27 protein-coding genes are annotated in these 24,699 nt (G+C 72.9%); 13 read left to right on the top strand and 14 right to left on the bottom strand.

What is annotated here, in order from left to right; all coding sequences use genetic code 11:
- Nucleotides 1-5 precede the first annotated feature (5 nt).
- On the top strand, nt 6-1,055 hold the full coding sequence (locus O7599_RS12050) for an SIS domain-containing protein (RefSeq protein ID WP_281622146.1): 1,050 nt from the start codon (nt 6-8) through the stop codon (nt 1,053-1,055).
- A gap of 106 nt (nt 1,056-1,161) precedes the next feature.
- Here the strand turns inward: O7599_RS12050 and O7599_RS12045 are convergent, their stop codons facing one another.
- The gene (locus tag O7599_RS12045; RefSeq protein WP_281622145.1) at nt 1,162-1,914 is read right to left on the bottom strand and encodes an SDR family oxidoreductase; all 753 of its coding nucleotides are present in this window, start codon (nt 1,912-1,914) and stop codon (nt 1,162-1,164) included.
- A gap of 80 nt (nt 1,915-1,994) precedes the next feature.
- Here O7599_RS12045 and O7599_RS12040 point away from each other — a divergent pair, with 80 nt between their 5' ends.
- Nucleotides 1,995-2,627, top strand: a complete 633-nt coding sequence (locus O7599_RS12040) for a TetR/AcrR family transcriptional regulator (protein ID WP_281622144.1) — start codon at nt 1,995-1,997, stop codon at nt 2,625-2,627.
- 276 nt (nt 2,628-2,903) lie between these two features.
- Entirely contained in the window at nt 2,904-4,385 is a 1,482-nt protein-coding gene (locus tag O7599_RS12035) for a PAS domain-containing sensor histidine kinase (RefSeq protein WP_281622143.1), read from the top strand.
- A gap of 163 nt (nt 4,386-4,548) precedes the next feature.
- Here O7599_RS12035 and O7599_RS12030 read toward each other — a convergent pair whose 3' ends face one another.
- Nucleotides 4,549-4,806, bottom strand: coding sequence for a WhiB family transcriptional regulator (locus tag O7599_RS12030; RefSeq protein ID WP_018835069.1), 258 nt, complete (start codon nt 4,804-4,806; stop codon nt 4,549-4,551).
- Between the two features lie 317 nt (nt 4,807-5,123).
- Nucleotides 5,124-6,092, bottom strand: coding sequence for a diacylglycerol kinase family protein (locus tag O7599_RS12025; RefSeq protein WP_281622142.1), 969 nt, complete (start codon nt 6,090-6,092; stop codon nt 5,124-5,126).
- A gap of 80 nt (nt 6,093-6,172) precedes the next feature.
- Between O7599_RS12025 and O7599_RS12020 the strand changes: the two genes are divergently transcribed.
- On the top strand, nt 6,173-6,841 hold the full coding sequence (locus O7599_RS12020; RefSeq protein WP_281622141.1) for a hypothetical protein: 669 nt from the start codon (nt 6,173-6,175) through the stop codon (nt 6,839-6,841).
- A gap of 162 nt (nt 6,842-7,003) precedes the next feature.
- Here O7599_RS12020 and O7599_RS12015 read toward each other — a convergent pair whose 3' ends face one another.
- The 4 genes from O7599_RS12015 to O7599_RS12000 form a co-directional block, all read right to left on the bottom strand.
- Nucleotides 7,004-7,975, bottom strand: a complete 972-nt coding sequence (locus tag O7599_RS12015; protein ID WP_281622140.1) for an RNA polymerase sigma factor SigF — start codon at nt 7,973-7,975, stop codon at nt 7,004-7,006.
- Entirely contained in the window at nt 7,864-8,277 is a 414-nt protein-coding gene (locus O7599_RS12010; protein WP_027753975.1) for an anti-sigma regulatory factor, read from the bottom strand. Before O7599_RS12010 ends, O7599_RS12015 begins: the two co-directional genes overlap by 112 nt.
- A gap of 303 nt (nt 8,278-8,580) precedes the next feature.
- Nucleotides 8,581-9,489 (bottom strand): pyridoxal-phosphate dependent enzyme, encoded by a 909-nt coding sequence (locus O7599_RS12005; RefSeq protein WP_281623354.1) that lies wholly within the window; start codon nt 9,487-9,489, stop codon nt 8,581-8,583.
- 151 nt (nt 9,490-9,640) lie between these two features.
- Nucleotides 9,641-9,877, bottom strand: a complete 237-nt coding sequence (locus tag O7599_RS12000; RefSeq protein WP_281622139.1) for a hypothetical protein — start codon at nt 9,875-9,877, stop codon at nt 9,641-9,643.
- A 321-nt stretch (nt 9,878-10,198) separates the two neighbouring features.
- On the opposite strand from O7599_RS12000, the gene O7599_RS11995 reads away from it, so the two are divergent.
- Together O7599_RS11995 and O7599_RS11990 are read left to right on the top strand one after the other, a co-directional pair.
- Nucleotides 10,199-11,182, top strand: a complete 984-nt coding sequence (locus O7599_RS11995) for an EamA family transporter (RefSeq protein ID WP_281622138.1) — start codon at nt 10,199-10,201, stop codon at nt 11,180-11,182.
- A gap of 87 nt (nt 11,183-11,269) precedes the next feature.
- Complete coding sequence (locus O7599_RS11990) at nt 11,270-12,385, top strand: winged helix DNA-binding domain-containing protein (RefSeq protein ID WP_281622137.1); 1,116 nt, start codon at nt 11,270-11,272, stop codon at nt 12,383-12,385.
- Between the two features lie 24 nt (nt 12,386-12,409).
- On the opposite strand, the gene O7599_RS11985 is transcribed toward O7599_RS11990, so the two are convergent.
- From O7599_RS11985 to O7599_RS11975, 3 genes are all read right to left on the bottom strand, one after another.
- Complete coding sequence (locus tag O7599_RS11985) at nt 12,410-13,561, bottom strand: N-acetylmuramoyl-L-alanine amidase (RefSeq protein ID WP_281622136.1); 1,152 nt, start codon at nt 13,559-13,561, stop codon at nt 12,410-12,412.
- A 154-nt stretch (nt 13,562-13,715) separates the two neighbouring features.
- Nucleotides 13,716-14,183 (bottom strand): group II truncated hemoglobin, encoded by a 468-nt coding sequence (locus O7599_RS11980; RefSeq protein ID WP_281622135.1) that lies wholly within the window; start codon nt 14,181-14,183, stop codon nt 13,716-13,718.
- Nucleotides 14,180-14,815 (bottom strand): hypothetical protein, encoded by a 636-nt coding sequence (locus O7599_RS11975; RefSeq protein ID WP_281622134.1) that lies wholly within the window; start codon nt 14,813-14,815, stop codon nt 14,180-14,182. Before O7599_RS11975 ends, O7599_RS11980 begins: the two co-directional genes overlap by 4 nt.
- Before the next feature lie 160 nt (nt 14,816-14,975).
- On the opposite strand from O7599_RS11975, the gene O7599_RS11970 reads away from it, so the two are divergent.
- From O7599_RS11970 to O7599_RS11960, 3 genes are all read left to right on the top strand, one after another.
- Nucleotides 14,976-15,389 carry a YciI family protein gene (locus O7599_RS11970; RefSeq protein ID WP_281622133.1) on the top strand — a complete coding sequence of 138 codons (414 nt, stop codon included), beginning with the start codon at nt 14,976-14,978 and terminating at the stop codon, nt 15,387-15,389.
- Nucleotides 15,386-16,621 (top strand): sigma-70 family RNA polymerase sigma factor, encoded by a 1,236-nt coding sequence (locus tag O7599_RS11965; RefSeq protein ID WP_281622132.1) that lies wholly within the window; start codon nt 15,386-15,388, stop codon nt 16,619-16,621. Before O7599_RS11970 ends, O7599_RS11965 begins: the two co-directional genes overlap by 4 nt.
- Nucleotides 16,622-16,697: 76 nt before the next feature.
- A complete protein-coding gene (locus tag O7599_RS11960; RefSeq protein ID WP_281622131.1) occupies nt 16,698-17,582 on the top strand; it encodes a hypothetical protein in 885 nt (294 codons plus the stop codon).
- Nucleotides 17,583-17,744: 162 nt separating this feature from the next.
- On the opposite strand, the gene sodN is transcribed toward O7599_RS11960, so the two are convergent.
- Complete coding sequence (sodN, locus tag O7599_RS11955) at nt 17,745-18,149, bottom strand: superoxide dismutase, Ni (protein ID WP_281622130.1); 405 nt, start codon at nt 18,147-18,149, stop codon at nt 17,745-17,747.
- Nucleotides 18,150-18,297: 148 nt separating this feature from the next.
- Between sodN and sodX the strand changes: the two genes are divergently transcribed.
- Nucleotides 18,298-18,732 carry a nickel-type superoxide dismutase maturation protease gene (sodX, locus tag O7599_RS11950; RefSeq protein ID WP_281622129.1) on the top strand — a complete coding sequence of 145 codons (435 nt, stop codon included), beginning with the start codon at nt 18,298-18,300 and terminating at the stop codon, nt 18,730-18,732.
- A 12-nt stretch (nt 18,733-18,744) separates the two neighbouring features.
- Here sodX and O7599_RS11945 read toward each other — a convergent pair whose 3' ends face one another.
- Entirely contained in the window at nt 18,745-19,344 is a 600-nt protein-coding gene (locus O7599_RS11945; protein ID WP_281622128.1) for a CGNR zinc finger domain-containing protein, read from the bottom strand.
- A gap of 98 nt (nt 19,345-19,442) precedes the next feature.
- Between O7599_RS11945 and O7599_RS11940 the strand changes: the two genes are divergently transcribed.
- Entirely contained in the window at nt 19,443-20,240 is a 798-nt protein-coding gene (locus O7599_RS11940; RefSeq protein ID WP_281622127.1) for a class I SAM-dependent methyltransferase, read from the top strand.
- A 41-nt stretch (nt 20,241-20,281) separates the two neighbouring features.
- Here O7599_RS11940 and O7599_RS11935 read toward each other — a convergent pair whose 3' ends face one another.
- Nucleotides 20,282-20,863 (bottom strand): TetR/AcrR family transcriptional regulator, encoded by a 582-nt coding sequence (locus O7599_RS11935; protein WP_281622126.1) that lies wholly within the window; start codon nt 20,861-20,863, stop codon nt 20,282-20,284.
- Nucleotides 20,864-20,974: 111 nt separating this feature from the next.
- Here O7599_RS11935 and O7599_RS11930 point away from each other — a divergent pair, with 111 nt between their 5' ends.
- Nucleotides 20,975-22,003 carry an aldo/keto reductase gene (locus tag O7599_RS11930; protein WP_281622125.1) on the top strand — a complete coding sequence of 343 codons (1,029 nt, stop codon included), beginning with the start codon at nt 20,975-20,977 and terminating at the stop codon, nt 22,001-22,003.
- A 59-nt stretch (nt 22,004-22,062) separates the two neighbouring features.
- Here O7599_RS11930 and O7599_RS11925 read toward each other — a convergent pair whose 3' ends face one another.
- Nucleotides 22,063-23,277, bottom strand: coding sequence for an NADP-dependent malic enzyme (locus tag O7599_RS11925; protein ID WP_281622124.1), 1,215 nt, complete (start codon nt 23,275-23,277; stop codon nt 22,063-22,065).
- Between the two features lie 492 nt (nt 23,278-23,769).
- On the opposite strand from O7599_RS11925, the gene O7599_RS11920 reads away from it, so the two are divergent.
- Nucleotides 23,770-24,687, top strand: a complete 918-nt coding sequence (locus O7599_RS11920) for an ABC transporter substrate-binding protein (RefSeq protein WP_281622123.1) — start codon at nt 23,770-23,772, stop codon at nt 24,685-24,687.
- The last annotated feature ends 12 nt before the right edge of the window (nt 24,688-24,699 follow it).

The raw sequence follows: 24,699 nt of genomic DNA, 5'->3' as shown, positions 1-24,699 counted from the left end.
CCCGCATGACTGCCGCCCAGCCGGGCCTGATCATGGCCGGCGAGATGGCCGAACAGCCCGAGGCCCTGCGCCGCGTCCTGGCGCACGGCGCCCCGGAGATCCGCGGGGTCGCCGAGGCCATCGCGGCCCGGTCGCCGCGCTTCGTCCTGCTGACGGCGCGCGGCACGTCGGACAACGCCGCGCTGTACGCCAAGTACCTGCTGGAGATCCGGCTCGGGCTGCCGTGCGGGCTGACCTCGATGTCCACCACCACGGCGTACGAGGCCAAGCAGGACCTCACCGACGTGCTGGTGATCACCGTCAGCCAGTCCGGCGGCTCGCCCGACCTCGTCGCCTCCACCAAGGCCGCCCGCGAGGCCGGCGCCCTCACGCTGGCGGTGACCAACAACCCGGACTCCCCGCTGGCCGGCGTCAGCGAGTACCACATCGACGTCCAGGCGGGCCCGGAGAAGGCCCTGCCGGCGACCAAGACGTACACCGCCTCGCTGCTCGCGCTGTACCTCTTCGTCGAGGGCATGCGCGGCGGGCGCGGCGAGGCGGCGGCGGTGCTGCCGGAACTGGCCGAGCAGATCCTCGCCCGGCAGGACGAGGTGAAGGCCCTGGCGCAGCGCTACCGCTTCGCCGAGCGGATGGTCCTCACCTCGCGCGGCTTCGGCTATCCGACGGCCAAGGAGGCCGCGCTGAAGCTGATGGAGACGTCGTACATCCCGGCGCTCTCCTACTCCGGCGCCGACCTGCTGCACGGCCCGCTGGCCATGGTCGACAACGTCTCGCCGGTCATCGCCATCGTCACCGACGGCCGCGGCGGCCAGGCGCTGCAGCCGGTGCTCGACCGGCTGCGCGACCGCGGCGCGGACCTCGTCGTCGTCGGCCCTCAGGCGCAGGTCGACGCCGCCGCGGGGGGCTTCGCGCTGCCCACGGCGGGGGTGGCGGAGGAGGTGCAGCCGATCCTGGAGATCCTGCCGCTGCAACTGCTCGCCTACGAGGTCACCATCGCCCGCGGCCAGGACCCGGACGCCCCGCGTTCGCTGGCGAAGGTCACGGAGACCCGCTGAGCGCTCCGCCCGTTCGCCGAGGTCGCGCAGACCCGCCGAACCCGTCTCGTACGACGACGGCCCCGGCCCCCTGAGGGAGCCGGGGCCGTGCCCGTACGCGCGTGCGTTACAGCACCACGCCGCCGGAGACGTCCACGTACAGGCCGGTCAGCACGCCGGCCGCGGGGGAGGCCAGATACGCCACCTGGTCCGCCACCTCGCTCACCTCCGGGATCCGGCGGAGCGGGGAGACCGCGGCCATGCCGGCCTTGGCGTCGTCGTTGTCGCGCAGCCAGTCGGCGTTCATGTCGGTGTCGAGGGCGCCGGGCCCGATCGCGTTGACGGTGATGCCCCGCTCCCCGACGGACTTCGACAGGAACTTGGTGAAGGCGTCGACCGCGCCCTTGGACATCGTGTACGCCAGCAGCGGCGGCATCAGCGCCGCGTGCGTGGCCACCGTGGAGACGTTGACGATGCGTCCGCCGTCCCGCAGCCGGGGCAGGCCCAGCTTGGTGACGAAGAACGGCGCCCTGGTGTTCACCGCGAACAGCCGGTCGAAGTCGGCCTCCTCGGTGTCCTCGATGAGCGCCTGCAGCGCGACGCCCGCGTTGTTGACGAGGATGTCGAGCCCGTCCGCGTGCCGGTCGAACTCCGCCCACAGCGCCGCCGCGTCGCCCGGCACGCCCAGCTCGGCCCTGATCGCGAACGCCTCGCCGCCGGCCGCCTCGATCGCGGCCACGGTCTCCTTCGCCGCCGCCTCGTTGCTGCCGTAGTGCACGGCGACGCGCGCGCCGTCCCGCCCCAGCCGCTCCGCGATGGCCCTGCCGATCCCGCGGCTCGCGCCCGTGACCAGTGCCGTCTTGCCTGTGAGCGCGCCCATGGCTGCGCCCCCCTTTCTGTAAAGGTCGCTACAGAAAGGACCGTATCACATTGGCTAACGGGCGCTATAGAATTGTTGCCATGGCCACCAAACAGCGCGGACGCCCCCGTTCCTTCGACCGCGACGAGGCGCTGGAGAAGGCCCTGTACGCGTTCTGGCGGCACGGCTACGAGGCCACCTCGGTCGCCGACCTCACCCGCGTCCTCGGCATCGGCGCGCCGAGCCTGTACGCCGCCTTCGGCGACAAGAAGGCGCTCTTCGACGCGGCGGTCGAGGCGTACGCGCGCACCGACAACGGCACGTTCATCGACCGCGCGCTGGCCGAGGAGCCCACCGCCGTCGCGGCCTTCACGCGCATCCTGCGCGAGGCCGCCGTCGGCTACACCGCTCCCGACCGGCCGCGCGGCTGCATGGTCCTCAGCGTCGGCGTGAGCGCCACCACCCCGGAGGTGGTCGAGAAGATGCGCGAGCTGCGCGCCCTGAACCTCGCGGCCATGACCGCGCGCGTCCGGGCCGACGTGACCGCCGGCGTGCTGCCGCCCGGGACCGACGCCGAGGAGCTGGCGAGCTACGCGGGGGCCGTGCTCCAGGGCATGTCCGCGCAGGCCAGGGACGGTGCGGACCGGGAGCTGCTGCAGCGGGTTGCGGAGGTCGCGGCGGCGGGGTTCGCGGCGGCGGTGGACGGCCGCGAAGTCGGTGCGTCCGGGGCGTAGACAGCCGGGAGTGGTCTAGTCCACAATGCTTGTCAGGTTTCCGCCCCTTCCGCACGACGGGGCGGAACGAGGCCCGAGACGTTCTCTGCCCTGACTGCGTCCCGGCCTCCTCACCGGCTGCGACGCCGCGGGGCCGCACACCTCGCGACGCGCACCGGTGCTTGGCTCCGGGCCGCGGTGCCGGACGGGTTGAGGGTCCCGGTCCAGGCATCGCGGCCCGAAGTTCGCGGCGGCCGGAGCACCTCCCCTCGCAGGTAGGCTCCAGGTGTGCCGTCCATGAACGAACTCGTCCGCCGGCACACGGCGCTGAGCGAGACCGACCTGGAGTGGCTGCACCTCCTCGTATCGGAGTGGCAGTTGCTCGCCGACCTGTCCTTCGCCGACCTCGTGCTCTGGGTCCCGACCGTCGACGGCGCCCGCTACGTCTCCGTGGCGCAGATGCGTCCGAACACCGGCCCCACCTCGTACCAGGACGACATGGTCGGCCACACTGTCCCGCGCGGCCGGCGCCCCATGCTCGACGTGGCCCTCGACGAGGGCCGGATCGTGCGCGAGGGCGACCCGGAGTGGCGCGAGGAGGTGCCCGTACGGATCGAGTCCATCCCGGTGCGCCGGGAGAGCCGCGTCCTCGGCGTCATCGCCCGCAACACCAACCTGCTGACCGTGCGCACGCCCAGCCGGCTGGAGCTGACGTACCTGCAGAGCGCCTCCGACCTCGCGCAGATGATCGCCGCGGGTGCCTTCCCCTACCCCGGCCAGCAGGGCGACACGGAGACCTCGCCGCGGGTCGGCGACGGGCTCATCCGGCTCGACGCGGACGGCATCGTGCAGTACGCCTCGCCGAACGCGCTCTCCGCGTACCACCGCCTCGGCCAGGCCGCCGACCTCGTCGGCCGCCACCTCGGCGAGGCCACCTCGGAGCTGGCCGTGAGCAAGGAGCCGGTGGACGAGGCGCTGGTCAAGCTCGCCAGCGGGTGGGCGCCGCGGGAGGCGGAGGTGGAGGGCAACGGCGGCGTGATCCAGTTGCGCGCGATCCCGCTGAAGCCGCGCGGCACCCGCATCGGATCGCTGGTGCTGCTGCGCGACGTCACCGAGATCCGGCGGCGCGAACGCGAGTTGATGACCAAGGACGCCACGATCCGCGAGATCCACCACCGGGTGAAGAACAATCTCCAGACCGTCGCCGCGCTGCTGCGGCTCCAGTCGCGCCGGCTCGCCGCCGAGGACCCCGACGGGCGGGCGCGGGCGGCGCTGGACGAGGCGGTGCGGCGGGTCGGCTCGATCGCCATCGTGCACGAGACGCTGTCGCAGAACCTGGACGAGACCGTGGAGTTCGACGAGATCGCCGACCGGGTGGTCGCGATGGTGGCGGAGATCAACCCCGGCCGGGTGACGGGACACCGCTCCGGCCGCTTCGGCGTGCTGCAGGCGGAGGTCGCCACGCCGCTGTCCATGGTGCTGACCGAGGTGCTGCAGAACGCGTTGGAACACGGCTTCGGGCCGGGGGAGTCGGGGCGCGTGGAGGTCACCGCGCTGCGCTCCAGCGGGCGGCAGGACAGCCGGCTGCTGGTCACCGTGCAGGACGACGGGCGGGGGCTGCCCGAGGGGTTCGACGCGGCGACGTCCGGGAGCCTGGGGCTGCAGATCGTCCGCACGCTGGTCGAGGGGGAGTTGGCGGGCACGTTCTCGATGGCGCGGGCGCCGGAGGGGGGCACGCGGGTGGTGTTCGACCTTCCCGTGCAACCTGAGAAGCGCTGACGCGCCGGGGGGCGCGTACGGAAGCGGGCGGCAAAAAGCCCCGGGCCGACGGCTCCGGGGCTCTGCGGTGACTCGTGGTGCGGCTTGTGGCTGCTGCGCTGCGGCTCGGGGAGAGCGGCGCCGTGGGTCCCACGGCGCCTTCGCGCATCCGGGGGGTGTCGGGTCAGGCGCTGGCCCTGCGCGCCCGGTTGCGGGCGGCGCGGCGCTTCATCGCGCGGCGCTCGTCCTCGCTGAGGCCACCCCAGACACCGGAGTCCTGACCGGACTCCAGCGCCCACTGCAGGCACTGCTCCATCACGGGGCAGCGACGGCAGACGGCCTTGGCTTCCTCGATCTGCAGCAGCGCAGGACCGGTGTTGCCGATCGGGAAGAAGAGCTCGGGGTCTTCCTCGCGGCAAACGGCGCTGTGACGCCAGTCCATGACTGCTCCATCTCTTCGCGTTGCTGTCAGTTGCTTGTGAATGTGAACGCTTTCACGAATCCTCCGACAAGTGAAGGGGCCCGACCAGATTTCCGGTGTGACCTTCAACATGTGGAGGGGGCGAGTACGCCGGAGGTGGGGTCCCCTGAGGGGAGGCGCTCCGGCCGCCATGAAGAGGTTCGCAAACCTCAGCTTCGGATACAACCCCTTCCGGGAAGTTTCTTTGGATTCCTTGGTCCCAGTTGACTCAGGGCCCCACTTCCAGGGGGTGAGGTGGAGCCTAAACGTTCGACTGGAAGGACTTTCGGGCCTTCCACTCACACAATCACACGCAGTGCGCGCCGTACGCCTGTGAAGGTCACGCTCGTACGCAGTCCGAGGTGGTCACCGTCCATCTGGAAGGGCAGTGGCGCCTGTGATTCCAAGGTGAAGTCGGTGAGGTCGTGCAGCGACACCGCGTGCTTGCCCTGCGGCCCGCGATCCGGCGACGAGGTGAGCAACTGGGTCCCGTAGCGCAGCAGCGACGGCGTGGAGAGGCGGGCGAGTCCGAGCACGTCGAGGGCGGTGTCGAAGGACGCGCCGGGGGTCGCGTAGAGGGGGCGGTTGCCCAGGTAGCTCCACGGCGAGGTGTTGCAGACGAGCGAGAGCACCAGGCCCTCGACGGGGTCCTCGGCCGGCCGCCGCAGGGTGATCGCGCCGTGCCTGCGGTCGCCCTCGCCGAGCCACTGGCGCAGCAACTGGCGGACGTAGAGCGGGTGGGTGGACTTCTTGCCGCGCTCGCGCTTCTGCTCGACGCGGCCGACGACGCCCGCGTCGAACCCGAGGCCCGCGCAGAACGTGAACCACCGCGCCGGCGCGCCCTCGTCGTCGGTGTCCGGGGTGCCGGAGGCGAGCCCGAGGCCGACGGTGCGCTCGCTGCCGGAGTGCATCGCGTCGAGCAGCGCGCCGGTCGCCTCGACCGCGTCGTTGGGCAGGCCGAGGGCGCGGGCGAAGACGTTCGTGGAGCCGCCGGGGACGACGGCGAGCCGGGGCAGGTCCTCGGGGGCGGGGCCGCGGTGCAGCAGGCCGTTGACGACCTCGTTGACGGTGCCGTCGCCGCCGAGGGCGACGACCACGTCGACCTCGCCGCCGTCGGCCGCCTGCCGTGCCACGTCGCGGGCGTGGCCCCGGTACTCGGTGGTGACCGTCTCCAGCTTCAGGTCGCTGGCGAGCGCGTGGATCAGCACGTCGCGGGTCCGGGCACTGGTGTCGGTGGCGGCGGGGTTCACCACGAGGAGCGCACGCATGGCATGCAGATTACCTACCGAAAAGTAGACGGGCCCAGCCCCGCCGCGGCGGGCGCCGCGGCCCCAGTACGCTGGGGAGCATGAGCGGAACGCAGGGCCGGGGCGGGCGGAAGCGGTCTCCCGCTCGGTCCGGGCAGGAGAAGGCGGCGGGGGCTTCGGCGGGTACGCCGGTCAAGCGCGGCGCCGCCGGTGGCGGCGCGTCCGCGACGGGGAAGAGGAAGCCGGCCGGGCCGAAGGCGGGCACCCCGGGGTCGGGCAAGGCGCAGCCGGGCAAGCGGACGGCTGGCGGGGAGAAGCGGCCGGAGACCGCGAAGGACGCCACGTCCGGTAAGGCCGCGGAGAGCGGCACGCGCGGGCCGCGGCCCCCTCGGGTGGCCGTCGCCGCGGTACTGACCGCCGTCGAGGGGCTCGTCATCGCGGCCCTCGGAGGCTACGAGCTGGTGCTCGGGATCTTCGGCGAACCGGACAGCACCCGCCAGGCCGTCTTCGGCGGGCTCACCGTGCTGGCGCTCGCCGCGCTGCCGCTGGCCGCCGCGCACGGGCTGTGGCGGCAGCGCCGCTGGAGCCGCGGCCCTTCGATGATCACGCAGATCCTGGCGCTGCCGGTGTCCGTGGCGATGGCGTCCGCGGGCGGCGTGACGCTGCCGCTGGGCCTCGTGCTGGGGGTGGTCGCGGTGGTGACGCTCGTCTGCGTGCTCAGCCCGAGCACCGCGGACGCGCTGGGCGTGGGGCCGAGCCGGACGGCGTAGCCCCGCGGCGCGGGCCGGGGGAGCGGGCACACGGGCCCGTACGCGCCGTCACACGGCCCGTACGCCGCGAGGACACCCCGGCGGGCGCCGCGGACGTTCCGGGTGCGGGAGAACGGCGCACAGCGCCTCGGGGGTCACGGCGGGGCGCACGCGCCCCGCCGCTCACTCCTCGACGAGCAGCCGCTCGCGCAACTGCGCCAGCGTGCGCGCCAGTAGCCGGGAGACGTGCATCTGCGAGATGCCGACCTCCTGGGCGATCTGGGACTGGGTCATGTTCCCGAAGAAGCGGAGCAGCAGGATCTTCTTCTCCCGCGGCGGCAGCTCCTCCAGCAGCGGCTTGAGCGACTCGCGGTACTCGACGCCCTCCAGCGCGTCGTCCTCCGCGCCGAGGGTGTCGGCGACCGCCGGCGACTCGTCGTCGGTGTCGGGGACGTCGAGGGAGAGCGTGGAGTACGCGTTCGCCGACTCCAGGCCCTCCAGGACCTCTTCCTCGGAGATGTTGAGCTTCTGCGCCAGCTCGTGCACCGTCGGGGCCCGGCCGTGCAACTGGGAGAGCTCGGCGGTGGCGGAGGTCAGCGACAGCCGCAGCTCCTGGAGCCGCCGCGGCACCCGCACCGCCCAGCCCTTGTCGCGGAAGTGCCGCTTGATCTCGCCGACGACCGTGGGAGTCGCGTACGTCGAGAACTCCACGCCGCGGTCGGGGTCGAAGCGGTCCACGGACTTGATCAGGCCGATGGTGGCGACCTGGGTGAGGTCGTCCAGCGGCTCGCCGCGGTTGCGGAAGCGCCGGGCCAGATGCTCCACCAGCGGCAGGTGCATCTGCACGAGGGCGTTCCGCAGCTCGGCGTGCTCGGAGGAGTCCGCGGGCAGCTTGCGCAGCTCGTGGAACATCGCCCGCGCGCCGCTGCGGTCCTGCGGTTCACGCCTGTCGTGCTGCTGCAGTCCGTCCATGTGGTCCGCCCGCTCTCGCTCCGCCGCGGCCAGCCGGCCCTCGTCTCGCATCGGAACGCCCCTGACGTACGTCACGTCAGCCCCGGCGCCGCGCCGCGCTCCTTGAGCAGGCTGATCGTGACCGTGCGGTCGTCTCCCACGGTCGCGTCCACCCTGCCCGCGAGTGCGGACAGCACGGTCCACGCGAAGGTGTCGCGCTCGGGCGCCCGGCCGTCGGTGGTCGGCGCGGACACCGTCACCAGCAGTGCGTCGTCCCCGAGCTGGAAGACGCAGGTGAGAACGGAGCCGGGGACGGCCTGCTGGAGGAGGATGGCGCAGGCCTCGTCGACCGCGATGCGCAGATCCTCGATCTCGTCGAGCGTGAAGTCCAGGCGGGCAGCGAGCCCTGCTGTGGCGGTGCGGAGCACCGATAGGTACGCCCCCGCAGCCGGCAGCCGGACTTCGACGAAGTCCTTCGGACTGGGCTCGCCTTCGAACTGGGACACCCTCACCTCCAAGGTGCGTGGCGACTCTCTGCCATGGGAACGCCGGCCTGCCCCCCGTCACTGGGAGTAACGGACCGGCGCGGCAAATCGTTCGCCTGCGACGCTACCGCGTGCGATGAGCTGCTGTCTCCTGGACCGGAGAAGGCCACCCCATCCCGCGGCTGTCACTAATAGTAAACCCTCGTTACGCTCCGTGGCTAGGGCTCATCTCGTCCCAATTCCCGCGCGGTCACTCCGGGTTGCCATTATGGCAGGGCCCGCCGACAACCGCCGACCGGCTTCCCTCATCCGGGCGACGCCGCGTCAGCCGGTGACGACCGCCGCGACCGTCGAGCCGCGGGGGAACGCGCCGTCCGCGGCGAGGGCGACGACGGCGTAGAGCATCTTCGCGACGTACACGGGTTCGGGGACGAGGCCGTGGCGGGCGGCGAAGTCGGCGGCGAAGGCGTCGAGTTCGGGGGTGCGCCGGGCGAACCCGCCGAAGTGGAAGCCGTCCGCGAGACGCCAGTCGCCGCGCCGGCCGCCGAACGCGGCGGTCTGCAGCCGCTCGACGTCGGCGCCGAGGAAGCCGCCCCTGAGGACCGGTATGCCGATCGCCCGCGCGCCCGCGGGCAGCCCCGCGGCCAGGCCGGCGAGCGTGCCGCCCGTACCGCAGGCGACGACCGCCGTCTGTGCCGCGCCGGACTCGTCGCCGAGTTCGCGGCCGAGTGCGGCGCAGCCGCGTACCGCCGCGGCGTTGCTGCCGCCCTCCGGGACGAGCTGGAAGTCGCCGAAGTCCGCGCGCAACTCCGCGTGGAAGGCGGGGTCCGTGCGCCGCCGGTACGTCGCGCGCGGCACGAAGTGCAGCCGCATGCCGTCCGCCGCGGCCTGCGCGAGGGAGCCGTTGAGCGGGCGGTCCGCCAGCTCCGCACCGCGGACCACGCCGATGGTGCGGATGCCGAGCAGCCGGCCCGCGGCGGCGGTCGCCCGCAGGTGGTTGGAGTACGCGCCGCCGAACGTCAGCAGCGGGCGGTCGTCCCCGCCGGGGGAGCCGGCCGCCCGCGCCTGGAGGTTGGGCATCAGTTTGCGCCACTTGTTGCCCGGCAGCGCCGGGTGGATCAGGTCGTCCCGCTTGAGCAGCAGCCGTATGCCGCGGGCGGCGAGGCGGTCGTCGGCGACCTCCTCCAGCGGGGAGGGCAACCTGGGGCGGAGCGCGGCGAGCCGCCCCGTCAGCCCGCCCGCGGGCTCGGGCGGGGCTGCGGGTCCGGGGGGCTCTGCCGCGTTCACGGGGCGCTGCTCGGCGACTGCTCGGTGACCGGTACTCGCCGGTGGCGGGCCTTCGGCCCGTACCGCCGCGGTCGGGGCCGCGGGGGACCGGCCCGGCTCAGCCGCGGGTGAGGAATCCGTCGCCGTGCTGGGCGATGTGGGCGTGGACCGCCTGGAGGGCGTCCTGCACCTCCTGCGGGGAGCCGGTGCCGCGCTGCTCGTTGAAGTAGGCGGTGCCGAGCCGGCGCAGGAGGGCCTGGCCCTCGCGCTGCGCCTGCACCTCCCCGACCTTCTCCTTGCCCTGGTTCAGCGCGGTCTCCGCCTTCTCCTTCGCGCGGTCGATAAAGCCTGCCATGGGTGTCTCCTGACGTATTGCCTGGCGTATGGGGTGGATTCTGCCGCTGTTACCTCTATGGGCCCAAGTATCCCGCGCGTCACTTAATGGATCAACGGTTCTCGGGGCCCGTCGGTTCCTGGGCGGCTTCCCCGGCGACCTGGCGCGCAAGCGTCGGCACCGGCGGGGCGGCGGGCGCGCCGGTCGGCGGGACGTACGCAACCGAGTGACGCCGGTGCGCCTGCGCCGTGGCCGCCGCGGTGCCGCCGGCGGTGCCCGGGAAGCATGGTCGTAGCAGGTCATGCATTTCACGTGCGGAGCCTGCGCTCGTAGCGTGGGGGCGTGACGTCCCAGAGCCCCGGCCCCGCCGCGTCTGCCTCCCCCGCCCCCTCCGCCGTGTCCGCCGCCTCCGCCGGGGCCCCCGCCGCCGGTGCCGTGCCCGCCGAGGTGCCCGCCGCGGGGGTACGCGCCGGGCGGCTGGGCGGCGTCGCGCTGGTGGTGTCCGGCTCGCTGTCCACGCAGTTCGGCGCCGCGGTCGCCGCGCTGCTGTTTCCGCGGGCGGGCGCGCTGGGCGTGGTGACACTGCGGCTGGCGCTGTCCGCGGTCGTGCTGATGCTCGTCTTCCGGCCGCGGCTGCGCGGGCACACGCGCGGCGACTGGGCGGTGCTGTGCGGCTTCGGCTTCGCGCTCGGCGCCATGAACACGGTCTTCTACCAGGCCATCGAGCGGATCCCGCTGGGCCCTGCGGTGACGCTGGAGGTGCTCGGGCCGCTGGCGCTGTCCGTGCTGACCAACCGGCGGGCGGCGAGCCTGCTGTGGGCGGCGCTGGCGCTCGGCGGGGTGGTGCTGCTGAGCGGCGGCGGGTTCGGCGGCCTCGACCCCGTGGGCGTCGCGTGCGCGCTCGGCGCGGGCAGCATGTGGGCCGCGTACATCGTGCTGAGCGCGCGCGCCGGAGCGCGGTTCCCGCGGGCGGACGGGCTGGCCATCGCGATGTCGGTGGCCGCGGTGATCAGCGTGCCGATCGGGGTGGCCAGCGCGGGGAGCAAGCTGGTGGAGCCGGTGACGCTGGGGCTGGGCCTGGCGGTGGCGGTGCTGTCGTCGGGGCTGCCGTACGCGCTGGACCAGTTCGCCCTGCGCCGGCTGCCGGCGGCGACGTTCGCGCTGATGATGAGCCTGGCGCCGGCGCTCGCCGCGCTCGCCGGGTTCCTGGTGCTGGACCAGGGGCTCACGGTGGTGCAGTGCGCGGCGATCGGCATGGTGATCGCGGCGAGCATCGGCGCGGTACGGACCCCGCCGCGACCCGCGGCCCGGCGGGGGAGCCCCTAGCCCGGGGCGGCTCCCGCCGCGGGCGGCCGGGGCCGCGGCGGATCACGGGTGGCATGCTCGTACACCCGCATGACGAAGGGAACGTGCATGAGCTCGCCCGGCACCGTCCTCGACGCCCGCGCGCTGGGCCGCGCCCTGCTGCACCGGCAGTGGCTCGTCGAGCGGCGCGAGGCGGCGCCCCTCGACGCCGTCGAGCACCTCGTCGCGCTCCAGGCGCAGTCCGGCGACGCCCCGTACTACCAGCTCTGGAGCCGGCTCGCGGGGTTCACCACCGGCGATCTGTCGGCGCTGCTGACCGGCCGCCGGGCCGTGCGGGTCGTCCTGATGCGCGGCACGATCCACCTCGTCAGCGCCCGCGACGCGCTGCGGCTGCGGGCCGTGGTGCAGCCGTACCTCGACAGGACGCTGTTCGCCACCACCGCGGGCCGCAAGCTCCCCGGCCTCGACCCCGCCGAACTGGCGGACGCGGCCCGCGCCGTGCTGGCCGCCGGGCCGCTGCACAACGACGAGCTGGGCGCCCGGCTCGCCGCCCGGTGGCCGGAAGGGGAGCCGAACGACCTCGCGTACCTTGCCCGTTCGCTGCTGCCGCTGGTGCAGGTGCCGCCGCGCGGCGTGTGGGGCGCGAGCGGGGGGCTCGTGTACGCGCACGCCGACCAGTGGCTCGGCGCCCCCTCCGCCGCCGACTCCGCCGCCGACGGGACGGTGCTGCGCTACCTCGCCGCGTACGGGCCGGCGTCGGTCGCCGACGCGCAGAAGTGGCTGTCGCTGACCCGGCTCACGGGGGTCTTCGACCGGCTGCGCCCCCTGCTGGTGACGTACCGGGACGCGACGGGGCGGGAACTGTTCGACCTCGCCGGCACCGAGTTGCCCGACCCGGGCGCCCCGGTGCCCCCGCTGCTCCTCGGCCCCTTCGACAACGTGCTGCTCGCGCACGCGGACCGGACCCGGATCATCGACAAGGCCGACGAGCGGCGGGTGTTCACGGCGAACGGCATCGTCCGCGGCACGATGCTGCTCGACGGCCGCGTCGCGGGCGTGTGGCAGCCGGAGCTGAAGCGGGCCTCGGCCGCCGTCGAACTCCGGCCGTTCGCGCCGCTGTCCGGAAGCGACAAGGACCGGCTTGCCGCGGCGGCCGGCGAGCTGCTGGCGTTTGCGGCCCCGGAGGCGGAGAAGCGAGAGGTCAGGTTCGCGGCGCCCGGCTAGCGTCCACCGCCTCCGGGAGGCGGCTCACGCGGTCGTGAACTCCTCGCGGACGACCCCGCCCGCCGTCGCGCACCACGTGGCCACGTCCATCGCGCCCGTCGCCTGCAGCCCGTGCAGCTCCTGCATCTCGGCGACCGCCGTCGTCGTCGCCGCGTCGTACCGGCCCGTGGCCTCGGCCAGGTGCAGCTTGCGCACCAGCATCTGCTGCACGGCGAGCACCGCCTCCCCGCTGTGGCCCGTGCTCACCGGCACCGTCATGGCCTCCCACGTCGCGTTGTCGAGCGTGCCGTCGTCCGCGACGGGCAGCCCCATCGTGCGCTGGAAGGTGTGCACCGCCTCCAGCGTCTCCGGCCCGTACACGCCGTCCGCCGCCAGCTCGTACCCGTACGCGCGCAGCAGGCGCTGCGCCATCTCGACCGTGCCGCCCTTGCTGGACGTGAACGTGTCGGGCCAGGTGCGCGCCGGGATCGCGTCCGGGCTCTGGCCGAGCACATGCGCCACCCGCCGGCGCAGCGCCGGGAACTCGCGGTAGAAGAGCGCGCCCGGGCACTGCGTGTCGTTGAAGTCCCAGTGGCCGAAGATGCGGTCGGCGCCGAAGCCGTACTGCGTGCCGATGGTCACGCACAGCCGCTGCAGCGAGAACACCAGGGCGGGCGGCGGGGTGTCGTTGACGTAGTGGCCGTCGTTCTCGATGCCGATGCCGCGCCTGTTCTCGCCGACCGCGTGCGCGCTGACGACCTGGAAGCCGCCGTCGGCCAGCGCCTCCAGGCTGCGGTGCCGGCCCTCCAGGACGTAGCCGCCGCGGCTGATCGAGAAGTGCTGGCCGCTGTCGATCCACCCGTTGTCGTCCATGTGCAGGTCCTGGATCTTGCGCGCCATGAAGACCGCGGCCTCGTACGAGTAGTCCGTGGTGTTCGGGAACGCGGTGTGGTGGACGACGATCTTCGTGGTCGTGCCGGACGAGACGGAGACGTCGCCTGCGGGCGGCCGGGCGCCCCAGTCGGCGGTACCGATCACGTACGACGGGTCGTCCGCCGTCCGCCGCAGGGACTCGCCGCCGTCGGCCGCGGCCCTGCCGCCGAGCAGCAGCGCGCCGCCTCCGCCGGCGGCGAGCGCGGCGCCGGCGGAGACCTTGAGAGCGGTTCGCCGGGAGACATACACGGGCCCAGGTCGCATGGCGGTCCTCTCACGGTGCGGGTGATGGGGGGTCGGCACGCTGCTCCGTGTACGAATGTGCAACGGACACCCTGTTTATCCGACCGCGTGTGCCAATGTCCAGACCGCCAAGGTCGGTTGGCCCGGGAACCCCCGCAGGCCCGCACCGGCCCGCTCAGCCGCCCGGCTGCCAGGGCGGCGTCTGCCCCCACCCCCACTTCGGCATCGGACCCGCCGTCGGCGGCGGGTCGTCCGCGGAGTAGACGAGCGCCATCCGCGTGCCCCACTCGATGTAGTACGAGAACACCGCCCGGAACTCCGGGTCCGTGGGCAGCCCGACCTCGTCCGCGCTGTCCATCAGCAGCGACACCCAGCGCCTGCGCTGCTCCTCGGTGATGTGCCGGCCGAGGTGCATGCGCGCCATGTGGTCGTGGCCGCCGTGCTCGGCGCTGTAGCGCTCCGGGCCGCCGAAGACCTCGGCCAGGAACATCGCGACGTGCCGGGGGTGTTCGGCGTCCATGTCCGCGAACACCGGCGCCAGGACGGGGTCCTTGCGTACGTGCCCGTAGAAGGTCCCGGTCAGCCGCTGGAACGCCTCGTCCCCGCCGGCCCACTCGTAGATGCTCGGGGTGTTCTCGCTCACGTCCGGTCCTCCGCGTCCCCTGAGTCGCGTGCGTCCTGCGTGTCCTGTGCGTTCCGTGCATCCTGCGCGTCCTGCGTGTCCGCCGCGTCGGCCGGCGCCGGTTCCGGCGACTGGTCCGGCCCCTGGGCCCGTACGTGCCGTACGTGCTCCAGCGAGTCCCGCAGCTCCCGCAGCCAGTCGTCCGCGTGGGACTCGACCAGCCGTACGCACCACCCCAGCGCCTCGCTCCGGCTGCGTGCCACCCCGCCGGCGACGAGGGTGTCCAGCACCTGCCGCTGCGGCTGTCGCAGCCGGGTCATCACGGGCGCGGAGACGTTCGTGAAGACCTCCCGCCGGCCGCCGCACTCGGCGCCCCAGGAGACCTTCTTCCGGTAGCGCCGCTCCGCCGCCCGCGCCACCGCCATGCGGTCCTTGCGCGTGCGCTCGCGGAACTCGGCGATGCGGCCGTCCAGCGCCGCGTCGCGCTCGGCGCCGGTCGCGTCCTTCGCGAGTCCCGCGGGCTCGGGGACCGCGCCGACGATGCAGATCTCCTCCCGGTCGACCGTGACCTCGACCGGTGAGGCGTAGAGGCCGTCGGGCAGCCGCCCGGTGAGCCATCCTCGTACCTCGTCCGTGTCCTGCGATGTAATCATGTAATCGAGATTACGCCGTCCTCTCCGCAGAGAGAACGGGCGGGCCGGCGAAATTCCCGTAAGAATCTTTGGCGGAGCATGTCGAGAACCGCCGGACGGCACCGACGTCTCCTGTGAGAGGCGCCCGCACCGGGTGCCGGGAACACGGGAAGTGAGAACCATGAAGTACCTGGTGATGATCTACGGTTCGCAGGCCGACTACGACGCCATGAACGGCAACGGCTCCGAGGGCCACCCCGCCTGGACCGAGAAGGACCTGCAGGCGATGTTCCAGCACATGGAGTCGATCAACAACGACCTCGCCGAGACCGGGGAGGTCGTCGACGGCAACGGTCTGTCGGCGCCGAAGCAGGCCATCGTCGTCACCGACGGCCCCGACGGCTCGTCCGTCGTCTCCGACGGCCCGTTCGGCGAGACCAAGGAGCTCCTCGCGGGCTACTGGGTGCTGGACTGCGCCAGCGACGAGCGGGTCACCGAGATCGCCAAGCGCGTCCACCAGTGCCCCGTCCCGGTGGGCTCCCCGCCCTCCAACGTGGTGATCCGCCCCATCCTGGATGCGGCGCCGGGCAAGTGAGCGCCCCTGTCGAGGACCTGCTGCGCCGCCACGCGCCGCAGGTCCTCGGCGCCCTCGTCCGCCGCTACGGCCACTTCGACGCCGCCGAGGACGCCGTGCAGGAGGCGCTGCTCGCCGCGTCCGACCAGTGGCCGGCGCAGGGGGTGCCGGACAACCCGCGCGGCTGGCTGATCCGCGTCGCCTCCCGCCGGCTGACGGACGAACTGCGCAGCGAGGAGGCCCGGCGCCGCCGCGAGGAGTCCGCCGCCGCGCTGACGCCCCGCGACGACTTCCGCGCGCCGCCGCCGGGGGAGGCGCGCCACCCGTCCGAGGACGACACGCTCACCCTGCTCTTCCTGTGCTGCCACCCCGTGCTCACCCAGCCGTCCCGCATCGCGCTGACGCTGCGCGCGGTCGGCGGTCTGACCACCGCCGAGATCGCCCGCGCCTTTCTGGTGCCGGAGGCGACGATGGCGCAGCGGATCAGCCGGGCGAAGAAGACCCTCAAGGACGCGGGCGCCCGCTTCCGCCGGCCGGAGCCGGCGGAGCTGCCGGGGCGCTTCACCGACGTGCTGCACGTGCTGTACCTGATCTTCAACGAGGGCTACACCGCCACCTCCGGCGCCACCCTGCGCCGCGCCGACCTGGCCGCCGAGGCGATCCGTCTCGCGCGCGCCGTCCACGCCCTGACGCCGGACAGCGGCGAGGCCGCGGGGCTGCTGTCGCTGATGCTGCTCACCGACGCCCGCCGCGAGGCCCGCAGCGGGCCGGGCGGCGCCCTGGTGCCGCTCGACGAGCAGGACCGCGGGCGCTGGGACCGCGCGCAGATCGAGGAGGGCGTCGCGCTGGTCAGCCGCGCGCTGACGACCGCCGCCCTCGGTCCGTACCAGGTGCAGGCCGCCATCGCCGCCGTGCACGACGAGGCGGAGCGCTCCGAGGACACCGACTGGCGGCAGATCCTCGGGCTGTACGACCTGCTGGAGCGCCTCGCACCGAGCCCCGTCGTCAGCCTGAACCGGGCGGTCGCCGTGGCGATGGCCGACGGCCCGCGCGCCGGGCTCGACCTGCTGGCCGAACTGGCGGACGACCGGCGGCTCGCGGAGCACCACCGTCTCGACGCCGTACGGGCCCACCTGCTGGAGCTGGCGGGGGAGTCGGGGGCGGCGCGGGAGGCGTACGGGCGCGCGGCGGAGCGCACGCTGAGCGTCCCCGAGCAGCGTTACCTCCAATTGCGCGCCGCGCGGCTGCACTGACGCGCGCCCCGGCCGGGGCGGGCCCGCGCACGCCTGCGGGGCGGGCACCGTCGCCGTCAGGCGGTACATTGCGCACATGTCGATACCGCCGGGCCCGCCGCCGAATCCGTACCAGCAGAACAATCCCAACCCGTACGCACAGCAGCAGCCCCAGGGCTCGGTGCCGCAGCAGTACCCGTACGCCCAGCCGACGATGCCCGCCGGCGTGCCGATCACGAGCCAGCCCTCCGGCGGCCCGCCCGGCCAGCCCCCGGGCCCGCCCGGCGGTCAGCCCGGGCAGCAGCCCCCGGGCGCGCCGGCTTTCGGCCCCGCGGAGAAGAAGGGCGTGCCGGCCTGGCTGTGGGGCCTCGGCGGCGTCGTGGTCGCCTCCGCGGTGTGGGCGGGCGTGCTCTTCGCCACCGGCGGGTTCGGCTCCGACGAGGCCGAGCCGGTCCTCGGCTACCGCTTCGAGAAGGACCTGTGCAAGAGCACGGAGCTGAAGGCGTTCGACGAGCGCTACGACGTCGCGGACACCGCCGACGACGCGACGGGCTGGGGCTCGCAGCAGGAGGGGCTCGACCAGAGCTTCTGCAGTTGGAGCCTGACGGACCGTGAGGCGGACCCGGACTCCTACTCCAGCTCGTACGTCTCCGTCAGCGCCATCTGGCACGAGGCGTCGGACCCCACGGGCGAGTTCGCCCCGACGTACAAGGGCTTTGAGGACCGGTCGAACGAGGACTACGAGTACGTGACCGAGCCGGTCGACGGCTTCGGCGAGGAGGCGTACCTCGTCAGGGAGGACGGCGAGGGCGACAGCGGCAGCCGCTCGATGAGCCTCGCCGTGCGCGACGGCTGGTTCACCTACGAGATGGACTGGAGCTACTACGGAGGCGGCGACTCCGCCGATCCGCCGTCCTCCGCCGAGGTGGAGCAGATGCTGAAGGACGAGACGAAGGCGGCGCTCGCCGACCTCAGGAAGTAGGGGCGGCAACGCGCGCGTGGCGGCAAGAAGTTGCCGGCGCGCGGACGTAGCAGGGAGCTGTCACGCCGGCGCGGCCGATCCGCGCACGGCGGGCGGAACAACCGGCGCGCCCGTACCGTCCTGACGGTGCGGGCGCGCGGGTGTCCGTGGACGGTGAGGGGCTCAGCCCTTCTTGGTCTCCCAGAAGATCTTGTCGACCTGGGCGATGTGGTCCAGCGCCTTCTGGCCGGTCGCGGGGTCCTTGGACCCCTTGGCGGCGCTGAGCGCCTTGAGCGTGTCGTTGACGAGCTGGTGCAGCTCAGGGTACTTCTCGAAGTGCGGGGGCTTGAAGTAGTCGCTCCACAGCACCGAAACGTGGTGCTTGGCAAGCTCCGCGCGCTGCTCCTTGATGGTGGTGGCCCGCGCCTGGAAGTGCGGGTCGTCGTTGCCCTGCATCTTCTCCTGGATGGCCTTGACCGATTCGGCCTCGATACGGGCCTGGGCCGGGTCGTAGACGCCGCAGGGGAGGTCACAGTGGGCACTGACCGTCACCTTGGGGGCGAACAGGCGAGTAAACCGAGAAAACATCGAAAGCAGCCGTCCTTCCTCGTGATCGTCTTCCAGGTGGGACATTACTCCGTGGGGAACGAAAATTCGCGAGTGCCCCGGGGGGCTTAGGTCAAAAGTCCAGTGGAAGGCTGGGCCTTGTGGACGACAGGCCGGAGGTGCATGCCCGATGCAGGGCCAGGTGAACGAGCGCAGGCACGACGCCGGGCGCCGAGGACTGCAGCGCCTCGGCCTCGCGGCGGTCGACGGTCCGTCGATGGTGCCCACGCTGCGTGCGGGGGACCAGTTGCTCGTGCAGTACGGGGTGGAGGTGCGTCCGGGTGACGTGGCGGTGCTGCGCCACCCGTTCCAGCAGGATCTGCTGATCGTGAAACGGGTGGTGGAGCGCCGCGACGGCGGCTGGTGGGTGCTCGGCGACAACCGGTTCGTCGAGAACGACAGCCGGGAGTTCGGCGCCGTACCGGACGAACTGGTGGTCGCCCGCGCCCTCCTGCGCCTGCGGCCCCCGCGGGGGCTGCGGCGCTCGGTGCGCTCCGTGCCCGCGGCGGTGCTGTGGGCGGCGTCCGCGGTACGCCCGCTGGCCTGGCGCTTCCGCGCGCGGTAGACCGCAGAGGGTTCAGCGTTCGGTGTGCGCCGCGCCCCCCGCGGCGTCCCCGCCGGCCTGGCGTTTCCGGGCACGGTAGGCCGCGACGTTGGCGCGGGTCGCGCAGCGGTCGGAGCAGTAGCGGCGGGAGCGGTTCGTCGACGTGTCGAGGAAGACGTTGCGGCACGGTGGGGCCGTGCACAGGCCCAGGCGGTCGACGCCGTGGTCGGTGAGGTGGACGGCCAGGCCCATGCACGCCGCGGCGGCGAAGCCCGCGCCGGAGTTGGCCGACTGCTCGGCGATGTGCAGGTGCCACTTGGGGCGCCCGTCGTCGTCGCGGAGGTCGTGCCCGCTGATCTGCGGGCTGACGGGGAAGTCGATGAGCAGCGCGTTGAGCATGTCCACGGCGCGTACCTCGTCGCCCTCCGCGGCCGCCTCGAAGATCCCCCGCAGCCGCCCGCGCACCTGGCGCAGCCGGGTGACGTCGGCGTCGGTGGCCCGCCGGGTGAAGTTGCCGCTGTCCCGGAACAGCTCCTTGGCCGCGTCCAGCGAGGTCAGCGCGTCGGTGCCGCGCTGCGGCTCCTCGGTGTTGACGAGGCGCACGGCCATATCGGAGTAATAGGCCAGTTCCACTTGTAGTCCTTACGGGCTCGGCTTATGCTGACGCGGCGGGGTCGTAATGGACGACCCTGCATAGAGGGTATTACGCAGCCAAGGCAGGGGAGGCAGCAATGGCCGGAACGACCGACGCCGCGACGCCCGTGGGCGCCGACTGGCAGGGGTGGCAGGAGAGCTGGGACCGCCAGCAGGAGTGGTACATGCCGGATCGCGAGGAGCGCTTCCGGGTGATGCTCGACGCGGTCGAGGCCCTCGTCGGGTCGGAGCCGCGGGTGCTCGACCTGGCCTGCGGCACGGGCAGCATCAGCGCGCGGCTGCTGCGCCGGTTTCCCGGCGCGCGCACCACCGGCGTCGACCTCGACCCCGCGCTGCTCACCATCGCGCGCGGCACCTTCGCGGACGACCCGCGCGCGGACTTCGTCACCGCAGACCTGTCCCAGCCCGACTGGACGGCGCGGCTGCCGCACGGTTCGTACGACGCGGTGCTCACCTCCACCGCGCTGCACTGGCTCTTCTCCGACCAGCTCGCCACGCTCTACGGGCAGATCGCCGGCGTCGTCCGCGAGGGCGGGATCTTCGTCAACGCCGACCACATGCCGGACCCGGCCACGCCGGGCATCGACGAGGCGGTGCGCAACTGGAGCAAGGTGCGCCAGGACCGCGAGCGGGCCGAAGGGGTGCTGGACTGGGCGGACTGGTGGCGCATGGTGGCCGAGGACCCGGTGCTCGGCGGCCCGGCGGCCGAGCGGTTCGCGATCTTCGGCAACCCGAACGACCCGAACGAGGGCCACGCGGACGGTGACACCCAGCCCCCGGCCTGGCACGCGGAGACGCTGCGCGCCGCGGGCTTCGCCGAGGCCCGTACGGTCTGGGCCTCCGCGCGGGACGCGGCGGTGCTGGGGCTGCGCTGACGGGCGCGGAGGCTGCCCGGCGCCGCGCCGGGCAGCCTCCGTCAGGCGCGGTAGCGGAGGCCGTCGGCGAGCAGCTCGATCATGCGCCGCGTGTACGCGGGGTCGTCCGGGTCGATGATGCTGCTGAGCGCCTGCAGCAGGTCCTCCGGACGCACGTCGGAGCGGACGTCGCCGGTCGCGGCGGCGGCGTCCAGCAGGCCCGCGAGGGCGGGGACGAAGCGCGCCTGGAAGTACCCGGGCAGGCTCTCGTACGCGCAGTCGCCGGAGTGCAGGGCGGTCTTCAGCCCCTGCTTCGCGGCGATGAACCGCGTGAAGCGGTGCAGCCACCGCGTCAGCGCCTCCACCGGCTCGTACTGCGCGGCCAGCGCGGGGGCGGCCGCGGCGCAGGCGTCGACCTCGTTGCGGAAGACGGCCGTGATGAGGTCCGAGCGCTGCGGGAAGTGCCGGTAGAGCGTCCCCGCCCCCACCCCGGCCTTCGCCGTGATGCGGCGTACGGGCGCGTCCACGCCCTCCGTCTCGAACACCTCGGCCGCCGCGGTCAGCAGCGCGTCGAGGCTGCGCCGGACGTCCGGCCGCATGCGGCGGCCGGCGGCCGGCTCCTCCGTGGTGCGGCGATCGGACATGCGGGGACCCCTTGCAAAACCGGAACAGTGTTCCGTATTCTCGGAACTGAACGGCGTTCCGTATTTGAGTCTACCGGGGCGTCCGACCGTAGTCCACGCAGGAGGAGAGCCATGCAGTACCGCACGCTGGGCCGGACCGGGATCAAGGTCAGCCCCTACTGCCTGGGCGCGATGATGTTCGGCGCCCACGGCAACCCCGACCACGACGACTCCGTCCGCATCATCCACAAGGCGCTGGACGCGGGCGTCAACTTCGTCGACACCGCGGACATCTACGGCCACGGCGAGTCCGAGGAGATCGTCGGCAAGGCGCTCAAGGGCCGCCGCGACGACGTCGTGCTCGCCACCAAGGCGCACCTGCCCATGGGCGACGACCCCAACCGGCAGGGCAACTCCCGCCGCTGGCTCGTCCGCGCCCTGGAGGACTCGCTGCGCCGGCTCGGGACCGACCACGTCGACCTCTACCAGATCCACCGGCCCGCGCCGGACACCGACATCGAGGAGACCCTGTCCGCGCTCACCGACCTGGTGCGCGCCGGCAAGGTACGGGCGATCGGCACCTCCGCCTTCCCCGCCTCCGACCTGGTCGAGGCGCAGTGGGTCGCGGAGCGGCGCGGGCTGGCGCGGTTCCGCACCGAGCAGCCGAACTACTCGCTCCTCGACCGCGGCATCGAGCGCGAGGTGCTGCCCGTCTGCGAGCGCTACGGGATGGGCACGCTGGTGTGGAGCCCGCTGGCCGGCGGGATGCTCACCGGCCGCTACCGCAAGGGCCAGGTGCCCGACACCCACCGCGGGAGCTTCGGCTTCCGCCACCTCGGTGACGAGCGCCGGCTGGACGCCGTGGAGCAACTGCTGCCGCTCGCGGAGAAGGCGGGCATGTCGCTGACGCACCTGGCGCTGGCCTTCGTGATCTCCCACCCCGGCGTCACGTCCGCGATCATCGGGCCGCGCACCATGGAGCAGTTGGACGACCTGCTGGCGGGTGCCGGGACGACGCTCGGCGACGACGTGCTGGACGAGATCGACGCCCTCGTGCCGCCGGGCACGGAGGTCGGGCGGCTGGACATGGCGTACGACCCGCCGGCGATCCTGCGCGCCGGGCTGCGGCGCCGGGCGCCGGAGGAGCGCGTGGCGGCCTGAGGGACACGGGCCGTACGGCGCCGCCCGCCGGGCGTGCGCCGTACGGCCCGCTCAGCCGGCTACCGCCGCGCCACGCCCTCCGCGCGCGCCGCCGCGGCGACCGCGCGCGTGATGGCCGGCGCCACCCGCTCGTCGAACGGCGACGGGATCACGCAATGCGGGCTCAGCTCGCCCGCGACCACGTCCGCCAGCGCCTCCGCCGCCGCGAGCTTCATGCCCTCGGTGATCCGGGAGGCACGCACCTGCAGCGCCCCGGCGAAGATGCCGGGGAACGCGAGCACGTTGTTGATCTGGTTCGGGTAGTCGCTGCGGCCGGTGGCGACGACGGCCGCATACTTGTGCGCCACGTCCGGGTGGATTTCCGGATTGGGGTTGGCCATGGCGAAGACGAACGCGCCCTTCGCCATCGTCGCCACCGCCCGCTCCGGCACCGTGCCGCCGGAGACGCCGATGAAGACGTCCGCGCCCGCGAGCGCCGACTCCAGCGAGCCCGTGCGCCCCTCGTGGTTCGTCAGCTCCGCCAGCTCCCGCTTGGCGTCGGTCAGGTCCTCGCGGTCCGCGGAGACGATGCCCTTGCGGTCGGCGACGACCACGTCTCCGATGCCGGCCTCGACGAGGATCTTCGCGATCGCCGCACCGGCCGCGCCGGCCCCGGAGATCACCGCGCGCAGCTCGCCGAGCGCCCGGCCGCTGAGCTTCGCGGCGTTGCGCAGCGCGGCGAGGGTGACGACGGCGGTGCCGTGCTGGTCGTCGTGGAAGATCGGGATGTCCAGGCGCTCCTGCAGCCTGCGCTCGATCTCGAAGCAGCGGGGCGCGGAGATGTCCTCCAGGTTCACCCCGCCGAAGGAGGGCGCGAGCCGCGCCACGGTCTCGACGATGTCGTCCACCTCGCGGCAGTCCAGCGCGACGGGGACCGCGTCCACGCCGCCGAACTGCTTGAAGAGGATGGCCTTGCCCTCCATCACCGGAAGGGACGCCTCCGGGCCGATGTCGCCGAGGCCGAGGACCGCGCTGCCGTCCGTGACGACGGCGACCACCTGGGACTTCCAGGTGTAGTCGTGGACGAGTTCGGGCTGTTCTGCGATTGCGGTGCACACCTTCGCGACGCCCGGTGTGTAGGCGAGCGACAGGTCGTCCCTGTCGTCGACCGGGACGGTCGCCTGGACGGCCATCTTGCCGCCCCGGTGGAGGGCGAAGGCCGGATCGAAGTAGTCGTCGTCTGGGCTGTCGGACGTATCCGTCCCGCTCGGAGGGTTGACGATCTCCGCTGCCACGTTGTTGACCCCTTAGTCACAGTCATAGAAAGAGGAACCACCCCTCTCGGTCGAGGGGTGGGCGGGCACGTGTCCGGCCACCTGGCCGCGGAGTGAGCGCCACAGCCGTGGTGAGGTCCGGACACCGGGCGCGCCGCACTCGCGCCCTGGGCCCCGGATTTGGGGTGTAAGTGTCCGTTGTACAGGAAGCAGAGCGCCCCGTGCGAGCCACTTTGCGAGAGTGAGCAGTGGTGCTCCGTATAGCCATGCGCGCACCTGCATACTGCGAAAAATGGCGAATTGCGTAGGATGAGGGTTACGTATAAACGTGAGTTACGTCTCACTACCGAACCTGTTATCGGATTTTGACCCCGCAGGATTCCTGAGCCGTGTCTTCCGGATGCAAAGATGCCGTCGTCGGCAATCGTCGACATCCGCCCCAGGCGCACCAACTGCCGCGTCCGGGGCCGTGAACTTCTGACCCCCGTTCACCCCCCGCAGGAGGATCCCGCAATGACCCCTCGCACCACCCGGCGCACCGGAGCAGCCAAGTCACGACTGGTGGCCATCGGGGCACTCGCCGCCGCGGGGGCACTCGTGCTCTCGTCCTGCGGCGACCAGACCGACGACGGGGGCGACGGCGGCGACGGCGGTGAGACCAAGGCGAACGCGGCGCCCGGCGCACTGCCCAAGGCCATCGAGGACGCCGGCGTGATCAAGGTCGGCTCGGACATCGCGTACGCCCCGATGGAATTCGACCAGGGCGGCCAGCCCGCCGGCGTCGACATCGACATCGCCAACGCGCTCGGCGAGGAGCTGGGCGTCGAGTTCCAGTTCCAGAACAACGTCTTCGACAACCTGATCCCGTCGCTCGACTCCGGCCGCTTCGACATCATCATGTCGTCGATGACCGACAACAAGGAGCGCCAGGCCGAGGTCGACTTCGTCGACTACTTCTCCGCCGGCGTCTCCATCCTGGTCCAGAAGGGCAACCCCGAGGGCGTCTCCACCCTCGACGACCTGTGCGGCAAGACCGTCGCCTTCCAGCGGGGCACGGTCAGCGCGGACATCGCCAAGGCGCAGAACGAGAAGTGCGACAAGCCGATCAAGACGCTGCCCTTCACCAAGGACACCGAGGCGCTGCAGCAGGTCAAGCAGGGCCGGGCCGTCGCCGACCTGAACGACTTCCCGGTCGCCGCCTACAACGCCCGGGAGTCGGGCGGCGGCGAGGACTTCGAGGTCGTCGGCGAGCAGATCGACGCCGCCCCGTACGGCATCGCGGTCTCCAAGGACAACCCCGAGCTGCGGGACGCGCTCGCCAAGGCGCTCGACGCGATCATCGAGAACGGCGAGTACCAGAAGGTGCTGGAGAAGTGGAACGTCGAGAAGGGCGGCGTCGACAAGGCCACCGTCAACGGAGGCAACGAGTAACCACCGCCCGTA

Origin of the sequence: Streptomyces sp. WMMC500 (assembly GCF_027497195.1) — a bacterium.
In the GTDB taxonomy this organism is placed as follows: Bacteria; Actinomycetota; Actinomycetes; order Streptomycetales; family Streptomycetaceae; genus Streptomyces.
The sequence above is the reverse complement of the archived record's forward strand: the minus strand, read 5'-3'. Positions and strand labels throughout refer to the sequence as shown.

Coding starts and splice junctions, on each gene's coding strand:
- O7599_RS11930 (WP_281622125.1), top strand. CDS start 20,975: ATGCAGTACCGCACGCTGGGCCGGACCGGGATCAAGGTCAGCCCCTAC.
- O7599_RS11920 (WP_281622123.1), top strand. CDS start 23,770: ATGACCCCTCGCACCACCCGGCGCACCGGAGCAGCCAAGTCACGACTG.
- O7599_RS12035 (WP_281622143.1), top strand. CDS start 2,904: ATGAACGAACTCGTCCGCCGGCACACGGCGCTGAGCGAGACCGACCTG.
- O7599_RS12040 (WP_281622144.1), top strand. CDS start 1,995: ATGGCCACCAAACAGCGCGGACGCCCCCGTTCCTTCGACCGCGACGAG.
- O7599_RS11935 (WP_281622126.1), bottom strand. CDS start 20,863: ATGTCCGATCGCCGCACCACGGAGGAGCCGGCCGCCGGCCGCCGCATG.
- sodX (WP_281622129.1), top strand. CDS start 18,298: ATGCAGGGCCAGGTGAACGAGCGCAGGCACGACGCCGGGCGCCGAGGA.
- sodN (WP_281622130.1), bottom strand. CDS start 18,149: ATGTTTTCTCGGTTTACTCGCCTGTTCGCCCCCAAGGTGACGGTCAGT.
- O7599_RS11975 (WP_281622134.1), bottom strand. CDS start 14,815: ATGATTACATCGCAGGACACGGACGAGGTACGAGGATGGCTCACCGGG.
- O7599_RS11970 (WP_281622133.1), top strand. CDS start 14,976: ATGAAGTACCTGGTGATGATCTACGGTTCGCAGGCCGACTACGACGCC.
- O7599_RS11940 (WP_281622127.1), top strand. CDS start 19,443: ATGGCCGGAACGACCGACGCCGCGACGCCCGTGGGCGCCGACTGGCAG.
- O7599_RS11990 (WP_281622137.1), top strand. CDS start 11,270: ATGAGCTCGCCCGGCACCGTCCTCGACGCCCGCGCGCTGGGCCGCGCC.
- O7599_RS12020 (WP_281622141.1), top strand. CDS start 6,173: ATGAGCGGAACGCAGGGCCGGGGCGGGCGGAAGCGGTCTCCCGCTCGG.
- O7599_RS12030 (WP_018835069.1), bottom strand. CDS start 4,806: ATGGACTGGCGTCACAGCGCCGTTTGCCGCGAGGAAGACCCCGAGCTC.
- O7599_RS11960 (WP_281622131.1), top strand. CDS start 16,698: ATGTCGATACCGCCGGGCCCGCCGCCGAATCCGTACCAGCAGAACAAT.
- O7599_RS12025 (WP_281622142.1), bottom strand. CDS start 6,092: ATGCGTGCGCTCCTCGTGGTGAACCCCGCCGCCACCGACACCAGTGCC.
- O7599_RS12050 (WP_281622146.1), top strand. CDS start 6: ATGACTGCCGCCCAGCCGGGCCTGATCATGGCCGGCGAGATGGCCGAA.
- O7599_RS12045 (WP_281622145.1), bottom strand. CDS start 1,914: ATGGGCGCGCTCACAGGCAAGACGGCACTGGTCACGGGCGCGAGCCGC.
- O7599_RS12000 (WP_281622139.1), bottom strand. CDS start 9,877: ATGGCAGGCTTTATCGACCGCGCGAAGGAGAAGGCGGAGACCGCGCTG.
- O7599_RS11985 (WP_281622136.1), bottom strand. CDS start 13,561: ATGCGACCTGGGCCCGTGTATGTCTCCCGGCGAACCGCTCTCAAGGTC.